We start from the raw sequence: 17,868 nt of genomic DNA on the forward strand, positions 1-17,868 counted from the left end.
GTTCTACTGTTGTTCCCGACGTGCCGGCACCCGGCGCGCGAGCCAGGAGGTACGACGATGTCCGAGCAGCCCCGCGCCCAGCGCTTCACCGACCGCCGGGTCGTCGTCACCGGCGCCGCCGGCGGCCTCGGCCAGGTCGTGGCCGACCTGTTCCGGCAGGAGGGCGCCCGCGTGGTGGCCACGGACGTCGTCCCGGCGGACGGCGTCACCGCCTGCGACCTGGCGGACGACGCCGCGCGCGACGCCTTCGTCAACGGTGCACTGAAGGAGCTCGGGGGCCTCGACGTCCTCTGCAACGTCGCCGGGATCCAGAAGTTCGCCGAGCTGGGCGCGCTGAGCGCCGGCCTCCTGCGCAAGCACTTCGACGTCAACGCGCTGGCGCCGCTGATGCTCGCGCAGGCGTTCGGCGACGCGCTCGTCGAGAGCAAGGGCAATGTCGTGTCGGTCGCGTCGATCTCCGCGGTGATGGGCCAGCCCTACAACGCGCCCTACTGCGCGTCGAAGGCCGCGTTGCTGCTGGGCATGCGGGCGCTGGCGGTCGAGTTCGCGACCAAGGGGGTCCGGGTCAACTGCGTCTCGCCGGGCGGCATCGCGACGCCGATGGTCGAGGCCGCGGCCGCCGGCCTGCCGGCCGACACCAACTGGGACCTCGTCGCCCGGAGCACGTCCGTGATCCCCGGCTTCATGCCCCCGCAGGACGTCGCGGAGGCGCTCCTCTACCTCGCCTCGGACGCCGCTGCGTCGGTCACCGGCGCCAACCTCGTCGTCGACCGCGGCGTCGTCTGGTGACGGGCGTACGGCGAGCGATCGTCACCGGCGCCGCGCCCGGCTCGATCGGCGGCGCCGTCGCCGACGCGCTCACCGCCGCCGGGGGCTGGGACGTCGTCACCACCCGCCGGGCGACCCTCGACCTCGCCGACCGGGCGTCGGTCGCGGCGTTCGCCGCCGCCTACGCCGAGCAGGCCGGCCACCTCGACCTGCTCGTCAACAGCGCCGGCATCCACCTCGACCTCGGCTCGCGCTGGAAGGAGCCGCAGCTGCTCGACGGCCACGAGGTGCACTGGCGGACCAACTACCTCGGCACCGTCGACCTCACCACCGCGCTGCTGCCGCTGCTCCTCGCCGCCCCGCAGCCGACCGTCCTGCACGTCGTCTCGCAGCTCCACGAGCGGGGCACCACCGACCGGCTCCTCGGGGAGGACGCGCCCTACGGCTCGTGGGAGGCGTACGGCACCTCGAAGCTCGGCCTCGTCCACCACGCCGCCCTCCTCGCCCAGCAGTACGGCGACCAGGGCCTCCGCACGCTGGCGGTGCACCCCGGCGCGGTGTCGACCAACATCGCCGACCGCGGCCTGGAGACCCGCCCGCTGCTGCGCCGCCTGCGCCGGCTCGCGGTGCCGCTGGAGCGGCGCAGCCTGATGTCCCCGGCGGCGTCGGCCGAGCACCTGGTCCGGATCGCGACCGACCCGGCCGCCGCGTCGGGCTACTACCGCAAGAGCCGGCCGGTCGAGCCGTCCGAGGCGGCCCGCGACGAGACGGCCCGCGCCGAGCTGGCCCGGCGCACCGAGGAGTGGCTCAGCGCCCGGTGACCCCGGTGACCCCGCGCGCCAGCAGCTCGGCGAGGTGCACCGGCGCCTCCTCGGGCGCGAGCTCGCCGAGCTGGGTGCGGCACGAGAAGCCGTCGGCCAGCACGACCCGCCGGGCCTCGCCCGCCGAGGCGCGCACCGCGGGCAGGAGGTTCTGCTCGGCGACGGCGACCGACACCTCGTAGTGCCCCTGCTCGACGCCGAAGTTCCCGGCCATGCCGCAGCAACCCGCCACGGCCTCGACCTTGGCGCCGGCCTTCTCGAGCAGCGTCCGGTCGGCGTTCCAGCCCATCACCGCGTGGTGGTGGCAGTGCGGCTGGGCGACGACGCGGACGCCGGTGAGGTCGGGCGGCGTCCAGTCCGGGCGCAGCGCGAGGGCCTCGGCCAGGGTCAGGGTCCCCGCGGCGACGGCGTCGGAGTCCGGGCCGGGGACCAGCTCGCGCAGCTCGTGGCGCAGCACCGCCGTGCACGACGGCTCGATCCCGACGATCGGCACGCCGGCCTTGGCGTCGGCGGCGAGCGCGTCGACCATGCCGCGCATCCGCTTCGCCGCGCCGTCGAGCTGACCGGTGCTGATCCACGGCAGCCCGCAGCACTCCTGCTGCCGGGTGATCCGCGGGTCGTAGCCCGCCGCTCGCAGCACCTCGACGGCCGCGTCGGCGACCTGCGGTGCGAAGTGGTTGGTGAACGAGTCGACGAAGAGCACGACCGGCGTGCCCGTGCCCGCAGCACCCCCGAAAGTACGGCGGAAGGTGCGCCGCGCGAACGCAGGCATCCGGCGCCGGGTGTCGACGCCGGCGGCCTTGAGCGCGACCTTGCGCAGCGGCGCGACGTCCATCGACCTGTTGGCGAAGCGCGGCATCGCGGAGCCGATCTTGGCCCAGCGCGGCAGCCAGCCGACCGAGTAGTGCGAGCGCGGCCGGATCTTGCGCTTGTAGGTCTGGTGCAGCACCTCGGCCTTGTACGACGCCATGTCGGTGCCGGTCGGGCAGTCGGAGGCGCAGCCCTTGCAGGCCAGGCAGAGGTCGAGCGCGTCGTGCACGGCGGGGGAGCCCCACGAGACGTCGCTGTCGCCGTTGACGATCTCCTGGAGCAGCCGCGCGCGGCCCCGGGTGGAGTGGATCTCCTCCTTCGTCGCCTGGTACGACGGGCACATCACGCCGCCCGAGCCGCTGTTGTCGGCGCGGCACTTGCCCACGCCGGTGCAGCGGTGCACGGCCTGGCCGAAGTCGCCGCCGTCGTCGGCGTAGGCGAACGCGAGGCCCTTGGTGAGCCGGGTGGTCGACGAGTAGCGCAGGTCGTCGGTGCTCGATGCGGCGTCGACGAGGATGCCCGGGTTGAGCACGCGGGTCGGGTCGAAGAGGTCCTTGACCGAGGCCATCAGCGAGCGCGCGGCGGGGGAGTACATCCGCGGCAGCAGGTCGCTGCGCGCGCGCCCGTCGCCGTGCTCGCCCGACAGCGAGCCGCCGAGCGAGGTGACCAGGTCGGCGGCCTCCTCGAGGAACGCGCGGAACCGGTCGGCGCCGTCGGGGCGGGCGAAGGGGAAGTCCATCCGGACGTGCAGGCAGCCCTCGCCGAAGTGACCGAACGGCATCGCGGTCAGCTCGTGCGCGGCCAGCAGGCCCTCGAACGCGGTGAGGTACTCGCCGAGCCGCTCCGGCGGGACCGCGGAGTCCTCCCAGCCGGCCCACGCCGGCTGCCCGGACGGCGCCCGCCCGGCGAGCCCGGCGCCGTCGGCGCGGATCTTCCAGAGCCGGTCGGCGGTGCGCGGGTCGTCGACGACGAGCGCCGAGACGCCCAGTCCCGCTGCGGCGAGCAGGTCCGCGCGACGTCGTACGTCGTCGGGGTCGTCGCCGGAGAGCTCGACGAACATCCAGGCGTCACCCGGCGGCAGCTCCGGTACGGCGTCCGGCCCGCGGCGCTCGCGGATCACGTCGACGATCCGCCGGTCGAGGCCCTCGCAGGCCGACGGCTCGAACGCGAGCACCTCGGTCGTCGCGAAGCCGGCGGTCGGGAAGTCGGGGAAGCCGAGCACGATCATCAGCGACGCCCTCGGCGACCGGACCAGCCGCACGGTGGCCTCGGTGAGCACGGCCAGCGTGCCCTCGGAGCCGACCAGCGCGCGGGTCACGTCGAAGCCGCGCTCGGGGACGAGGTGGTCGAGGGCGAGACCGGAGACGTGCCGGCCGAACGTGCCGAACTCGGTGCGCACCGTGCCCAGGTCGCCGGCGACCAGCGCGCGCAGCCGGTCGAGCACGTCGGAGCCCTCGGCGCTGGACACGGGCTTGCCCGCGGCGTCGTACCCGGTGACGAGCTCGGTGCCGTCGGCGAGCAGGCCGCGGAAGCCCCGGACGTTGTGCGAGGTCCGGCCGTAGGCCAGCGAGCGTGCGCCGCACGCGTCGTTGCCGATCATCCCGCCGATCGTGCAGCGGGTGCTGGTCGAGGGATCGGGCCCGAACTTCAGCCCGTGGGGGGCGACCGCCTTCTGCAGCGCCGCCTGGACGACGCCCGGCTGGACGACCGCGGTCTCTGCCTCGACGTCGACCGAGACGACCTGGTTGAGGTACCGGCTGAAGTCGACGACCACGCCCGGCCCGATCGCGTTGCCCGCGACCGACGTACCGGCGCCGCGGGCGGTGAGGGTCAGCCCCTCAGCGCGCGCCGCCGCCAGGATCGCGGCCACCTCGTCGCTCGAGCGCGGGAACGCGACGGCGACGGGCGGGACGCGGTAGAGCGAGGCGTCGGAGGAGTAGGCGCCGAGGACCGCGGCGTCGTCGCTGACGTCGCCCGCTCCGTGGCGCTGGAGCTGCTGAGCGATGCCGGACACGGCTGAAATCTACCGGCCCGGCCCGGGCCGTCGGCGGTTAGGGTTGCCCGGTGTCGACCGGTGCCGGGTCCCTCCTGAGGTCCGAGGAGCTGCAGGAGCTGGTCGACGTGCTGGCCGAGCGCCTGCAGCGCTCGGTCGCCCTCGACGACCCGGCCCTGAGCCTGGTCGTCGCGAGCCGGCACTTCGGCGACGAGGACCCGGTGCGGGTGCAGTCGGTGCTCGGCCGGGGCGTCGACCCGGAGCTGCGGGCCTGGGTGCTCTCCCTGGGCATCGCGGAGTACGACGGACCGCGCCGCATCGCGACGCCCGCCGAGATCGGTGCGAAGGACCGCGTCTGCGCGCCGGTGCGGTGCGCGGGCCTGCTCCTCGGCTACCTGTGGCTCATCGACGACGGGCGGGTCACGGACGACGACCTCCGCGAGACCGCGCTCGTCGCCGACCAGGCCGGCATGATCCTGTACCGGCGCGACCTGTTCATGCAGCGCCGGCAGGCGCGCTGCAACGCGCTCGTGCGCGACCTGATCTCGGCCGACGAGCCGACGCGCGTCGCCGCCCAGCTCGAGGCCGTCGACGAGGAGCTGCTGACGCCGACCGCGGCGGTGAGCGTGAGCGTCGTGCGGCCCGTGGACCTGCCGGAGGAGCACGGCGGGTCGGCGTCCGCCCTCGCGCAGGCGGCCCAGCACGCCACGAGCATGGGCACCGATCCCGCGATCCTGTGCCTGCCGCGGCCGCACGACCTCGTCGTCCTGGTCGCGCACACCCGGGACGGCTCCGCCGACGCGGCCCGGCCCGTGGTGCGCTCCCTCGTCGGGACCGTCACGGAGCGGGTGGGCGCCGGGGTGCTCGCCGGCGTCGGCGCCCGGCAGGCCGAGGTCGTCGGTGCGCACCGCTCCTACCAGCAGGCGCTGATCGCCGTCCGGGCCGCGCGCTTCCTGCCCGGTCTGGACGACGTGGTGACGTGGGACTCGCTCGGCGTGTACGGGCTGCTCGCGAAGCTCGACCCCCAGGACCCGGCGCTGGGACCGCACGTGGCGCCGCTGGCGGGGATGGCCGCCACCCGGCACGGCGAGGCCCTGCTGGCCACGGCCGAGACCTTCCTGGACCTCGCCGGCAACGTCCAGCGCACGGCGCAGGAGCTGCACATCCACCGGGCCACGCTCTACCAGCGGCTCGCCCGGATCGAGGAGCTGACCGGCCTCGACTTCGACGACGGCCGCGACCGTCTCACCCTCCACCTGGGCCTGAAGCTGATGAGGCTCGCGGGCAGCGCGCCCCGCGGCACCTAGGACGAGTCGGCATCTGTCCATAGCTGCTCCCCGAGCAGTTGGCATTTGCGCATAGCAACCCGCGCGACGCCCTCCGCATACTGAGTCACCGATCAAGGCGGCGGAGGTAGGACACGATGAAGTACGACGACCACCCGGTGGTCCGGCCGCTGCTGGCCCTCGACGGCGTCTGCGTCGCCTACCGGCACCACGAGGTCGTCCACGACGTCTCGCTCGAGGTGGCCAGCGGCGAGGTCGTCGCCCTGATCGGACCCAGCGGGGCCGGCAAGAGCAGCCTGCTGCGCGCCATCAACTTCCTCGAGCCGCCCAGCAAGGGGCGGATCGTGCTCGACGGTGCCGAGGTCGGGGGCTCCCGGCGCAGCCTGGACGCGCTGCGCCGGGAGGTGGGCATGGTCTTCCAGAACTTCAACCTGTTCCCGCACCTGACCGCGCTGCAGAACGTCATGCTCGCGCCGGTCCACACCCTCGGCATCCCGCCGGCGCAGGCGCGGGAGCGGGCGATGCAGCAGCTGACGCACGTCGGGCTCGCCGACCACGCCCACGTGAAGCCCGGGAAGTGCTCGGGCGGGCAGCAGCAGCGGATCGCGATCGCCCGGGCGCTCGCGATGGAGCCGAAGGTGATGCTGTTCGACGAGCCGACCTCGGCCCTCGACCCCGAGCTCGGGGCGGAGGTCCTGGCCACCATGCGCGCCCTCGCCGCCGAGGGGATGACGATGGTCGTCGTCACGCACGAGATGCACTTCGCGGAGGACGTCGCCGATCGGGTGGTCTTCATGGCGGACGGACGCATCGTCGAGGAGAACGCCGCCGGCAAGCTGATGCGCGATCCCCAGCACCCGCGCACCCAGCGCTTCCTCAACGCGGTCCGGAACCGGTAGCCGTGGGCACGATCCTCAGCGAGCTCTCCGCCGGCATCGCCCAGACCGTCGAGATCACGCTCGCGTCGTTCGTCGTGGCCGCGGTCCTCGGTCTTCCCCTGGCCGTCCTGCGCCGCTCCGGCTCCTGGTGGGTGCGCCTGCCCGCGGTGGTCGTCGTCGAGGTGCTCCGCGCGGTCCCGCCGATCGTCTGGCTGTTCCTCATCTACTACTCCCTGGGCAGCACCGACCAGGTCCGGCTGACCACCTTCCAGGCGGCGGTGATCGGCCTGGGACTCATCTACGCCGCGCACCTGTCGGAGGCCTACCGGGCCGGGCTCGACGCGGTGCCCGCCGGGCAGTGGGAGGCGACCCGCGCGCTGGCCCTGCCGCGTGCTCAGACCTATGCGCGGGTGATCCTCCCGCAGGCCCTGGTCGTGGTGGTGCCGCCGATGGCGACCTTCGCCATCGCGCTGCTCAAGGACAGCGCCATCGCCTCGGTGATCGGTGCCACCGACATCACCTTCCACGCCGTGCAGCTCACCCAGCAGGACCTCAACGGGCTGGGCAACTTCACCGTCGCGGGGCTGCTCTACATCGCCCTCGGCGTCCCCTTCGCCCTGGTGGCACGCGCCGCCGACCGGGTGCTGTCGCGACGACTGGTGGGGGTGTGACATGTCGATGCTGAACGAGTGGCAGGACTACCTGCCGGACTTCCTCGACGGCCTGGTCGTCACCCTGCAGCTGACCGGGGTGAGTCTCCTCCTGGGCCTGCCTCTGGGGCTGGGCCTGGCGCTGGCGATGACCGCGCGACGACCGGCGATCCGCTGGCCGGCGACCCTGCTGGTGGAGGTCGGACGAGGCGCGCCGGCTCTCGTCGTCCTGTACTTCGTCTACTACGGCCTCCCGCAGCTGAGCCTCACCTGGAGCAGCTTCGCGTGCGCGGCGATCGCTCTCGCGTTCACGACCTCGGCCTACACGGCGGACATCTTCCGCGCGGGGATCAGCTCCATCCCCGTGGGACATCGCGAGGCCTGCCAGGCCCTCGGACTGAGCCACGCCAAGGAGCTGCGCCTGGTGGTGCTGCCCCAGGCGATCCGAGTGGTGATCCCACCGCTCGTCGGCTTCTGCATCCTGCTCTACCAGGGCACCTCGCTCGCGTTCGCGGTGTCCGTGCCCGAGCTGCTCAGCCGCGCCTACAGCCAGGCGTCGATCACCTATCAGTTCACCGCGACGCTGACGCTCGCCGGCCTGGTGTACGGCGCCATCTCGCTCGCCGCCGTCGCACTGATGCGCGCCCGCTGGCCGCGGCGCACCCCGACCATCACCGCCGGAGCCACGCGGCCACCCGAGCCGCCGACCCGGACCCATCCCTCGTGGGAGACCACCTCAGAACGGAGAGAACGATGAAGATGCGCCGACCCCTCGCTGCCCTCGCGTGCGGCCTGATGGCCGCAGCAGCCGCCGGCTGCGGCACCTCCGACGAGTCGGGGACGTCGTCCCCGCCCGCGGGGTGCAAGCCCGCCCACCCGGACGTGCCGACCCTGTCGAAGGGCCGGCTGAACGTCCTCGTCTACGTCACGCCGCCCTACACGACCAAGGAGGGCGCCACCTACGGCGGCGTCGAGGGCGCGATCGTGAAGGAGATCGCCAAGCTCGAGTGCCTCGAGCTGAAGGAGCAGTCCGTCTCGGCCGCGGCGGGTCTCGCCAGCATCGGCGCCGGCCGGGCCGATCTCGTCGTCGGCGGGATCTACTACACCGAGGAGCGCGCGCAGACGCTGGGTCTGAGCGCTCCGATGTACCGCGACGGCATGGCGCTGCTGTCGAAGGACGAGCTCGGCGGGACGCTCGCCGACCTGGAGGGGAAGACCGTGGGGGTCATCCAGGGCTACCTGTGGAACGAGGACTTCCAGAAGGAGCTCGGGTCCGACAACGTCAAGCTCTACCAGGACTCCGCGAGCCTCCTCACCGACGTGAAGAACGGCCGCGTCGACGCGGCGGTGCTCACGAGCGCCGAGGCCGGCTACCGGGCGGCGCAGGACTCCGGTCTCACGACGACGGCCTTCCAGTCGACGCCGGAGATCGCCGCCTCGGCGACGCAGAACGACGTGGTCATCGCCCTGCCGAAGGACAAGACCGACCTGATCGCCGCCGTCGACGACGACATCCGGACGCTGATCGAGAACGGCACCGTCGCGGACGTGCTGAAGGACAACGGCATGGACCCCGACCTCGCCGGTCCGGGCTCCTAGCCCACTGCCACGTCGCGCCCGGCGCGACCTCCCGACGTCCCGGCCTCCCGGCCGATCCCAACTCGAACCATCGGGGACTCTTCCATGGAACACACTGCGTACGACGCTGCCATCATCGGGGCCGGAGTCGTCGGCTGCTCGATCGCCCACGCCCTCGCTCGCCGCGGCTACCGGGTCTGCGTGCTCGACCGCTCCGGTGCCGTGGGCAGCGGGTCCACCAGCGCCTCCTCGGCCAACATCCGGTTCAACTACTCCACCTGGGAGGGCGTCGCCCTGGCCTGGGAGGCGTACACGCGGTGGGAGCGCTGGGCGGACCACCTCGGCGTGGTCGACGAGGCCGGGACGGCCCGCTTCGTCAAGACCGGTGGAGTGGTCCTGGACTCGCCCGACCAGGACACCGGGCGCGTGCTCGCCCTGTTCGACCGGGCGGGGATCCCCTACGAGCGGTGGGACGCGGCCACCCTCCGATCGCGGCTGCCGATGCTCGACCCCGCCCACCACTACCCGCCCAAGCGGGTCGAGGACCCGGACTTCTGGTCGGACCCCGACGGTGAGGTCGGAGGGTACTGGATGCCCGACAACGGCTTCGTCGACGACCCGGCCCTCGCCGCCCACAACCTGATGAGCGCCGCGCGTCGTCACGGCGCGGAGCTGCGGCTCCGCACCTCCGTGACCGGCATCCGGCGCGTCGACGGTGCCGTCACCGGCGTCGAGCTCGCGGACGGGGTGACGGTCCCGGCCCGGGTCGTCGTCAACGCCGCCGGCCCGCACTCGTCGGTCGTCAACGCGCTCGCCGGCGTGGCCGACGACTTCAACGTGGGCACCCGGCCGATGCGCCAGGAGGTCCACCAGGTGGCCGCGCCCGCGGGAGCCGGTGCGGACCGGCTGATCCCCCTCGTCGGCGACCTCGACCTGGGCACCTACTTCCGCGGCACCCCGAACGGTGACCTCCTCATCGGCGGCACGGAGCCGGCCTGCGACCCGATGGAGTGGCTCGACGACCCGGACGACTACAACCACGCGCCGACCAAGAAGGTGTTCGATGCCCAGGTGTTCCGCGCCGCCCGGCGGGTTCCGTCCCTCGCGGTGCCGAACGTGCCCCGAGGCATCGCCGGCGTGTACGACGTCTCCGACGACTGGATCCCGGTCTACGACAAGACCGCGCTCCGCGGCTACTACGTCGCGATCGGCACGAGCGGCAACCAGTTCAAGAACGCCCCGATCGTGGGGGACGTGCTCGCGGAGATCATCGGCGCGTGCGAGGCGGGGCGCGATCACGACGCGGCCCCGGTGCAGATGAGGCTGCCGACCACCGGTCACACGATCGACCTGGCCCACTACAGCAGGAAGCGCCCGGTGAACCAGGACAGCACCTTCAACGTCATGGGCTGACCGGCGGGCCCTCGGGCCGCCGTGCTCACGCCTGGAGACCAGCCGACCCACCTTCCGGGCCCACCAGAGGAGCAGGAAATGACCGACGCGTACTGGCCGACAGCCGAAGGACGCCTCTCCGGAGGAGTCGACCTGGACGGCCGCGAGATGATCATGCTCTCGTCCAACGACTACCTCGGGCTGGCCGGCGACGAACGGGTGCTCGCCGGCGCGCGCCGGGCGCTCGACGCCCACGGCACCGGCCTCGGGCTGAACCCCAGCATCGTCCTGACCCGGGTCCACCGCGAGCTCGCGGACGAGCTCGCCGGCTACCTCGGCTGCGAGTCGGTGCTGCTGTTCAACTCGTGCGCGGCCGCGAACTGCGCCACCCTCCAGACGCTCGCGGACACGCCGGGGTCGACGATCATCAGCGACGAGTACAACCACGCGAGCATCGTCGACGGCTGCCGCCTGGCCCGGGGCCGGACCAAGGTGTACCGGCACGACGACCTCGGCTCCCTGGAGGAGCAGAGCGCGGACCTGACGAGCGCCGACCGCACGATCGTCGTCACCGACGGGGTCTTCAGCATGGAGGGCTCGGTGGCGCGCCTCGACGAGCTGCAGCCGCTCGCCGCTCGCCTCGGCGCCGACCTCGTCGTGGACGACTCCCACGGCATCGGCGTCATCGGCGCCACCGGACGGGGGTCGGTCGAGCACCACGGGACGGCCGCCGCCACCCTCCGCACCGGCACGTTCGCCAAGGCGCTCGGCGCGGGCCTCGGAGGCTTCCTCGCGGGGCCGGCCGCGGTCGTGGACGAGGTCCGGAGCCGCGGCCGCTTCTTCATCTTCACCAGCCCGATGCCGCCGGCCTCCGCCGGAGCCGCCGTCGCCGCGATCCGGCTGATCCGCGACGACCAGAGCCGGCTCGAGCGCCTCCGCGCGAACGTCGCGCGGTTCCGCCGGGGCATGCAGGAGACCGGCTGGGAGCTTCTCGACAACCCCGGTCCCATCGTCCCCGTGATGCTGCGCGACGACGAGCGCGCCCGGCGCGTCGCCGCTGTCCTGCGGGACCGCGGGATCTTCACCGCCGCGTTCAGCTACCCGGTCGTCCCGCGCGGGACCGCCCGCATCCGGGTGCAGATCTCGGCGGCGCACACCGACCACCACCTCGACGCGGCGATCGACGCCTTCGCCGAGGCTGCCCGACTCGAACCCGACCACAGGAGCTGACCCGACCGATGTTCGCCTTGCAGAAGACCGCCCCCGCGCCAGGATTCACGCCGACCCACGACGCCCCCGTCCCCGAGCCCGGTGCCGGCGAGGTGCTCGTCGCGGTCACCCGCGCCGGTGTCTGCGGCACCGACAAGGGGATCTACGAGTGGGCGCCGTGGACCGCCGGCCACGTCACGCTGGGGACGACGGTCGGCCACGAGTTCGTCGGCCGGGTCGCCGCCGTCGGGGACGCCGTCACCCGGGTGCGCGTGGGGGAGCGGGTCAGCGGCGAGGGTCACTTCGCCTGCGGGTCGTGCCAGGCCTGCCGCACCGGCCACAGCCACGTGTGCCAGGAGGTGCGCATCCTCGGCGCCGGCGTCGACGGCTGCTTCGCGGACTACGTCGTCCTGCCGGAGGCGAACGTGTGGCCGGTCCACGACGCCATCCCCGACGACGTCGCGGCGATCCTCGACCCGATCGGCAACGCGATGCACACGGTGATGACCGCGGGCGTCGCCGGCCGCAGCGTCGTGGTGACCGGGGCCGGCGTGATCGGCGCGATCGCCATCGCCATCGCCCGCGCCGCGGGGGCCGGGACCATCATCGCCACCGACGTCAGTCCGCGGCGCCTCGACCTCGCGCTCGAGATGGGCGCCGACCACGTCCTGCCGGGTGCGGATCCGGAGTGGCCCGAGCAGGCACGCCGCCTGGTCGACGGCGGCCCCGACGTGCTGCTGGAGATGAGCGGCAATCCCACGGCGATCGGACAGGGACTGTCGTCCCTCCGCTGCGGGGGGACCGCCGCGCTCCTCGGCGTCCCCACCCGGCCGGTCGAGATCGACCTGCTCAACGACGTGGTGTTCAAGGGCCTCACCATCCACGGGGTGTTCGGCCGGCGCATGTTCGAGACCTGGTACCAGGTCGAGAACTTCCTGCTGGGCGGCCGGTTGCGCCTCGACCCCGTCATCAGCCACCGGATCCCTCTCCAGGACTACGACCGGGCGTTCCAGCTCATGTCGTCCGGCGAGGCGATGAAGATCGTGCTCGTGGTCGACGCCGACGCGGCGTGAGCCTCGCGCCGCCCTTGGCCGGTGGACCATGATCGATCCCAGCACCCGTCGGAAGACGGATCCGGAGCACTGAGGAGACCCATGAGACTCGGCATGATCATCGACTACTCCGGCGGTTTCGCCGAGACCGTGGAGCTGCTCCAGGAGTACGAGCGCAACGGCCTCGACCTGATCGCGATGCCCGAGGCCTACTCGTTCGACGCGGTCAGCCAGCTCGGCTACATCGCCGCCAAGACCGAGCGCCTCGAGCTGATGTCGGCGATCTTCCAGATCTACACGCGCACGCCGTCGCTCACCGCGATGACCGCCGCGGGCCTCGACTTCGTCTCCGACGGGCGGTTCACGCTGGGCCTGGGCGCCAGCGGCCCGCAGGTCATCGAGGGCTTCCACGGCGTCAAGTACGACGCCCCGCTCGGCCGCACGCGCGAGGTCATCGAGATCTGCCGCCAGGTCTGGAAGCGCCAGCCGGTCGAGTACGACGGCCGGTACTACGACGTCCCGCTCACCAAGGACAAGGGTGGCTCGGGCCTCGGCAAGCCGCTCAAGCTGATCAACCACCCGGTCCGCTCGGAGATCCCGATCTCGGTGGCCGCGCTCGGCCCCAAGAACGTCGCGCTCGTCGCCGAGCTCGCCAACGGCTGGCAGCCGCTGTTCTTCCACCCCGGCAAGCGCGACCTGGCCTGGGGCGAGCCGCTCGCGGAGGGCTTCGCGAAGCGCGACCCCGCGCTGGGCGAGCTCGACATCCAGCTGCAGATCCACTACCACCTGGGCGAGCCGCCGGCCGAGGCCGTGCAGGCGGTGCGCAACCAGCTCGCGCTCTACGTCGGTGGCATGGGCGCGCGCGACAAGAACTTCTACAACCAGCTCGCCTGCCGCTACGGCTACGAGGCCGAGGCCAAGGAGATCCAGGACCTCTACCTGTCGGGCCAGAAGGCCGAGGCGGCGGCCGCCGTCCCGGACGAGCTGGTCGAGGCGGTCACCCTGATGGGCGACGAGGAGTCGGTCCGGCGCCAGGTCGGCGAGTTCCACGCGGCCGGGGTGCGGACCTTCCTGCTCAACCCGCTCGCCGCGAGCGACGACGAGCGGGTCGCCCAGGTGCGCCGGCTCTCCGAGATCGTCAAGGAGGCGGTGCCCGCATGAGCACCGAGAACCGCTTCACGATCACCCGCGACGGCGCCGTCGCGACCGTCGAGCTGGCCGGTCCCGGCGGCAAGGCCGTCATGGACGACGCCTTCTTCGCCGAGCTGGCCACCACCTTCGCCGCGCTCGACACCGACGACGACGTCCGCGCGGTCGTGCTGACGGGCGCCGGCCCGCACTTCTCGTTCGGCCTCGACCTGGGCGCCGCGGCCGGCACCTTCGCGCCCCTGCGCAGCGCGACCCACGCCGGCGCCCGGACCGAGCTGCTCGCCCTGATCCGGCGCTGGCAGGGGGCGCTCGACGTGGTCGCCGGTCTGCGCAAGCCGACCGTCGCCGCCGTCACCGGCTGGTGCATCGGGGGCGGGGTCGACCTCGCGGTCGCGTGCGACGTCCGGATCGCCTCGGCCGACGCCGTCTTCAGCGTCCGCGAGGCCAAGGTAGGGATCGTCGCCGACCTCGGCAGCCTGCAGCGCCTGGTCGGCGTGATCGGCGACGGCCACCTGCGCGAGCTCGCCCTGACCGGCGACGACGTGGACGCCGTCCGCGCCGCCGGGATCGGGCTCGTCAACCACGTCCACCCGACCGCCGACGACGCCCGCGCGGCCGCGGCCACCCTCGCCGCACGGATGGCCGCCAACTCGCCGCTCGTGCTGCGCGGCATCAAGGACGTGCTCGACGCCGAGCGCGCGCCCCGGGTCGAGGCCGGGCTGCGCTACACGGCGGTGTGGAACTCGGCGTTCCTGCTCAGCGACGACCTGGACGAGGCGATGACCGCGTTCGTCGAGCGCCGTCCGCCGGAGTTCACCGGCCGCTGAGGGCGTCCCGCTTGGCCCGGGTGATCGCCGCGACCGCCCGGCCGTAGCGGATCGGCACGGCCCCCAGCGCGAGCGCGCGCTGCCGGGTCGGCTCGGTGACGTCGAAGTGCTCGCGGGCCGTGCCGGGCTTCTGGATCCAGCGCGCCTCGATGCCGAGCAGGTCGGCGAAGTCGAGCAGCTCGCGGTGACCCGCCGCGCCGGGCAGGTCCGAGAGCAGGTGGGACCAGACGCCGTCGACCGGGCCGACCACGGCCTCGAGCTGCATGTCGTCGACGTACACGGTCACCCAGCGGACCCTACCCGGATCAGCGCACCCGGCCGTAGAAGACCGAGCCGGTCCAGATCCGCTCCTTGCGGACCGGGACGCCCGGGCGCGAGGCGTGCCAGATCGAGTGGTTCCCGGCGTAGATGCCGACGTGGTAGACGTGGCCGCCGCTGGTGAAGAACACCAGGTCGCCGCGGCGCGGGTGCGCGATGCGGCGGGTGGCGCCGGCCTGGGCGCCGGAGGTGCGGGGCAGGCGCTTGCCGACCTGGCGGTAGGTCCACTGGACCAGGCCCGAGCAGTCGAAGGCACCGGGGCCCGCGGCGCCGTAGCGGTACGGGTCGCCGGCCCGGGTGCGGACCTTGGCGATGACCCGCTCGCCGCGGGTGGCCGCGGCCTTGGCGGCGCGCTGGCCGGCCTCGACCTGGTGCTGGGTGCCGGCGTCGGTGGCGACGCCGGAGGCGGTCTCGAAGGTGTCGTTCGCGTGGGCGGACGGCGTGGCGACGAGGAACGCCGACAGCGCGACCGGGACGACGAGCAGGCGCGCGGCAGCGCGCGGCAGGGTGAAGGACATCAGGGTCTTTCGGCAGCGACGCCTGCGGAAGATGACCTGTCGGGCTTGGGCTGCTGGTGCCCCGGAACGAATCCTTCGCCCCCAGCCGGACGTGCGTCCGGCGTACTGCTTGGGTCCCCCGTGCCCGCGCTCTCTTCATCGGTGTCGATGTCACCCTGGTCGTGCGCGGGCCTCGGCGCGACGCGGGCGGCCCTCCCGGACGGAAGGGACGGACGATTCCACCCTGCTGGCAAGAGCGAGCGCAGTGGCGGACGTCACGTAACGGACGTGGGCATGCTCACGCCGGTCCGGTGTAACACCCGGGCGGGACGGTCGTCAGGACACGTGCGGGTCGGCGAGGAGGTACTGCACGAGCCGCCCGTCGCGACCGCGCACCGGGCGGACCGGCTCGGGCACCATGCGGCCCTCGGCGGTGTCCCAGAAGCGGTCGACGCGGAGCGCCACCCGGCGCGCGAGGCGCCCCGACAGGCCCTGGTGGGGCAGGTAGGGGTGCGGGCGGGTGGGGACCCGCCGCTCGGTCCGGTAGAGCCGCTCGGCCAGCTCGTCGCAGTGCGCCGCGGCGACCGCGCCCAGGTCGGCCACGAGCTGCGCCTCCATCCGGCGGGTCTCGGTGAGCTCGCGGCCGACCTCCTCCCAGATCGAGTCCCACGGACGCCGCACGACGAACGTGGAGCCGTAGAGCTTGGCCTTCACCTGGGCCAGCGCGACCTCGAGCCGCCGGCACTGCTGGGCGAAGTCGTGGGCCCGCGCGCCGCCCTGGTCGAGGTGGCGGCGCGCGGCCGGTCCGAGGACGGCGTTGGCCGCGGAGAGGTGCCGGCTGGTGCTGGCCAGGAACGGGTCGGTGGCGCTCTGCCGGGCACGGGGGCGGTCCCGGGTCGGGCGGCAGGAGGACGCGCTGTGCATCCGCGCGTAGAGGACCGCGTGGGTCTGGGTGACGGTGTCGGCCAAGGTGTCGACGCCTGGTTCGTGGCGTTCGTTCATGGTTCCGGTCCCTTCGGTGGCGCCTCGGTGAGAGGGCCCCTCAAAACCCAGTGTGCGCCGGTCCGGGCCCTCGTACAAGGACACGGACCGGCGCACCGGAAGGTTCAGCCGGGCGGAGCGCTCAGACCCGCGGCAGCGTCGTGTACTCCACGCCGCAGATGTACTGCACGGTGCGCAGCACCTGGCAGGAGTAGCCGAATTCGTTGTCGTACCAGACGTAGAGGATGGCCGAGTCGCCGTCGACGATCGAGGCGCCGCCGTCGACGATCGAGGCCGCGCGGGCGCCGATGAAGTCGGTCGAGACGGCGTCCGACGCGGTCGTGTAGTCGAGGTTGCGGGCCAGCGGTCCGGTCAGCGACGCGTTGCGCAGGTGGGCGTTGACCTCGTCGCGGGTGGTCTCGCGCTTGAGCTGCAGCGAGAGGATCGCGATCGAGACGTCGGGGGTGGGGACCCGGATCGAGTTGCCGGTGATCTTCGCGTCGAGGTCCGGGAGGACCTTGGCGACGGCGGAGGCGGCACCGGTCTCGGTGATGACCAGGTTGAGCGGCGCGGAGCGGCCGCGGCGGTCGGCCTTGTGGAAGTTGTCGAGCAGGTTCTGGTCGTTGGTGAACGAGTGCACCGTCTCGACGTGGCCGCGGGTGATGCCGAACTCGTCCTCCATCGCCTTCAGCGGCGGGACGATGGCGTTGGTCGTGCAGGAGGCGCACGACAGGATCTTCTCGTCGAGGTCGACGTCGAGGTGGTTGACGCCGTGCACGATGTTCGGGACGTCGCCCTTGCCCGGCGCGGTCAGCAGCACCTTGGCGATGCCGGGGCGCAGGTGCAGCGAGAGACCCTCGCGGTCGCGCCAGATGCCGGTGTTGTCGATGAGGATGGCGTCGTCGATGCCGTACTCGGTGTAGTCGATCTCGTCGGGGGAGTTCGAGTAGATCACCTGGATCACGTTGCCGTTGGCGATGATCTGGTTCTTCTCCTCGTCCACGGTGATCGAGCCGTTGAAGGCACCGTGGATCGAGTCGCGGCGCAGCAGCGAGGCGCGCTTCTTGAGGTCGTCGCCCTTGGCCTTGCGGACGACGACGGCGCGCAGCCGCAGGCCGTTGCCGGAGCCGGACTTCTCGACCAGGAGGCGCGCGACGAGGCGGCCGATCCGGCCGAAGCCGTAGAGGACGACGTCCTGCGGGCAGGGCGCCGGGCTCTTGTTGTCACCGGTGGCCTCGGCGAGCGCCGCGGCGGTGAAGTCGGGGATCGACTGGGCGCCGTCGGTGGCGCGGTAGGCCCGGATCAGCAGCGCGAGGTCGACCTTGGCGGCGCCGAGGTCGAGCGCGGCGATCGCCTCGAGGAAGGGGAAGGTGTCGACGACCGACAGCTCGACGCCGTCGATCTGGCGCGCGTAGCGGTGCGTCTTGAGGATGCTGATCACCGACTTGTTCACCAGCGAGCGGCTGTGCAGAAGGATCGTCACGTCCTTCTCGCGGTGCAGCTTGCCGACGATCGGGATCATCGCCTCCGCGAGCTCTTCGTGGTGCTTCCAGCGAGTGAACTTGTCTTCGGTGGTGCTCAACGCTTCCCCTATGAACTGTCGACAAAAGCCGCTTGATGGTAGGCCAGCGGCCCGGGGCAGGGGCTAATCGGGCCGAG

At 72.8% G+C, this 17,868-nt stretch carries 17 protein-coding genes; 12 read left to right on the plus strand and 5 right to left on the minus strand.

What is annotated here, in order from left to right:
• Positions 1 to 57: 57 nt before the first annotated feature.
• Together BM223_RS20670 and BM223_RS20675 are read left to right on the plus strand one after the other, a co-directional pair.
• On the plus strand, positions 58 to 789 hold the full coding sequence (locus BM223_RS20670) for an SDR family NAD(P)-dependent oxidoreductase (protein WP_038676401.1): 732 nt from the start codon (positions 58 to 60) through the stop codon (positions 787 to 789).
• Entirely contained in the window at positions 786 to 1,589 is an 804-nt protein-coding gene (locus tag BM223_RS20675) for an SDR family NAD(P)-dependent oxidoreductase (RefSeq protein WP_052138163.1), read from the plus strand. The genes BM223_RS20670 and BM223_RS20675 overlap by 4 nt, the downstream gene beginning before the upstream one ends.
• On the opposite strand, the gene BM223_RS20680 is transcribed toward BM223_RS20675, so the two are convergent.
• Positions 1,576 to 4,413, minus strand: a complete 2,838-nt coding sequence (locus tag BM223_RS20680) for an FAD-binding and (Fe-S)-binding domain-containing protein (RefSeq protein WP_235319099.1) — start codon at positions 4,411 to 4,413, stop codon at positions 1,576 to 1,578. The two genes, BM223_RS20675 and BM223_RS20680, sit on opposite strands and share 14 nt — an antisense overlap.
• 50 nt (positions 4,414 to 4,463) lie before the next feature.
• On the opposite strand from BM223_RS20680, the gene BM223_RS20685 reads away from it, so the two are divergent.
• The 10 genes from BM223_RS20685 to BM223_RS20730 all read left to right on the plus strand — a co-directional run bounded on the left by BM223_RS20685 (position 4,464) and on the right by BM223_RS20730 (position 14,413).
• On the plus strand, positions 4,464 to 5,699 hold the full coding sequence (locus BM223_RS20685) for a PucR family transcriptional regulator (protein ID WP_052138164.1): 1,236 nt from the start codon (positions 4,464 to 4,466) through the stop codon (positions 5,697 to 5,699).
• Positions 5,700 to 5,815: 116 nt separating this feature from the next.
• Entirely contained in the window at positions 5,816 to 6,577 is a 762-nt protein-coding gene (locus tag BM223_RS20690; protein ID WP_038676405.1) for an amino acid ABC transporter ATP-binding protein, read from the plus strand.
• 2 nt (positions 6,578 to 6,579) lie between these two features.
• Positions 6,580 to 7,227, plus strand: coding sequence for an amino acid ABC transporter permease (locus BM223_RS20695; RefSeq protein WP_038676407.1), 648 nt, complete (start codon positions 6,580 to 6,582; stop codon positions 7,225 to 7,227).
• A 1-nt stretch (position 7,228) separates the two neighbouring features.
• Entirely contained in the window at positions 7,229 to 7,963 is a 735-nt protein-coding gene (locus tag BM223_RS20700; protein ID WP_075018700.1) for an amino acid ABC transporter permease, read from the plus strand.
• Positions 7,960 to 8,805, plus strand: coding sequence for a substrate-binding periplasmic protein (locus BM223_RS20705; protein WP_052138165.1), 846 nt, complete (start codon positions 7,960 to 7,962; stop codon positions 8,803 to 8,805). Before BM223_RS20700 ends, BM223_RS20705 begins: the two co-directional genes overlap by 4 nt.
• Positions 8,806 to 8,889: 84 nt before the next feature.
• Positions 8,890 to 10,197: an NAD(P)/FAD-dependent oxidoreductase gene (locus BM223_RS20710; protein ID WP_038676409.1), complete on the plus strand. Its 1,308-nt coding sequence runs from the start codon at positions 8,890 to 8,892 to the stop codon at positions 10,195 to 10,197.
• 78 nt (positions 10,198 to 10,275) lie between these two features.
• Entirely contained in the window at positions 10,276 to 11,406 is a 1,131-nt protein-coding gene (locus BM223_RS20715) for an aminotransferase class I/II-fold pyridoxal phosphate-dependent enzyme (protein ID WP_052138166.1), read from the plus strand.
• 8 nt (positions 11,407 to 11,414) lie between these two features.
• Complete coding sequence (tdh, locus tag BM223_RS20720; protein WP_038676412.1) at positions 11,415 to 12,458, plus strand: L-threonine 3-dehydrogenase; 1,044 nt, start codon at positions 11,415 to 11,417, stop codon at positions 12,456 to 12,458.
• An 81-nt stretch (positions 12,459 to 12,539) separates the two neighbouring features.
• Complete coding sequence (locus BM223_RS20725) at positions 12,540 to 13,598, plus strand: LLM class F420-dependent oxidoreductase (RefSeq protein ID WP_038676413.1); 1,059 nt, start codon at positions 12,540 to 12,542, stop codon at positions 13,596 to 13,598.
• Positions 13,595 to 14,413 carry a crotonase/enoyl-CoA hydratase family protein gene (locus BM223_RS20730; protein WP_038676416.1) on the plus strand — a complete coding sequence of 273 codons (819 nt, stop codon included), beginning with the start codon at positions 13,595 to 13,597 and terminating at the stop codon, positions 14,411 to 14,413. The genes BM223_RS20725 and BM223_RS20730 overlap by 4 nt, the downstream gene beginning before the upstream one ends.
• Here BM223_RS20730 and BM223_RS20735 read toward each other — a convergent pair.
• The 4 genes from BM223_RS20735 to BM223_RS20750 form a co-directional block, all read right to left on the minus strand.
• Complete coding sequence (locus BM223_RS20735) at positions 14,400 to 14,699, minus strand: DUF4031 domain-containing protein (protein WP_038676418.1); 300 nt, start codon at positions 14,697 to 14,699, stop codon at positions 14,400 to 14,402. The genes BM223_RS20730 and BM223_RS20735 overlap by 14 nt on opposite strands.
• A gap of 19 nt (positions 14,700 to 14,718) precedes the next feature.
• On the minus strand, positions 14,719 to 15,249 hold the full coding sequence (locus BM223_RS20740) for a C40 family peptidase (protein ID WP_075018701.1): 531 nt from the start codon (positions 15,247 to 15,249) through the stop codon (positions 14,719 to 14,721).
• A gap of 315 nt (positions 15,250 to 15,564) precedes the next feature.
• The gene (locus BM223_RS20745; protein WP_141267169.1) at positions 15,565 to 16,230 is read right to left on the minus strand and encodes a hypothetical protein; all 666 of its coding nucleotides are present in this window, start codon (positions 16,228 to 16,230) and stop codon (positions 15,565 to 15,567) included.
• 121 nt (positions 16,231 to 16,351) lie between these two features.
• Positions 16,352 to 17,791: a glyceraldehyde-3-phosphate dehydrogenase gene (locus tag BM223_RS20750; protein ID WP_038676422.1), complete on the minus strand. Its 1,440-nt coding sequence runs from the start codon at positions 17,789 to 17,791 to the stop codon at positions 16,352 to 16,354.
• Positions 17,792 to 17,868 lie beyond the last annotated feature (77 nt).

It is taken from the genome of Pimelobacter simplex (assembly GCF_900114845.1).
GTDB classification, from domain to species: Bacteria; Actinomycetota; Actinomycetes; order Propionibacteriales; family Nocardioidaceae; genus Nocardioides; species Nocardioides simplex.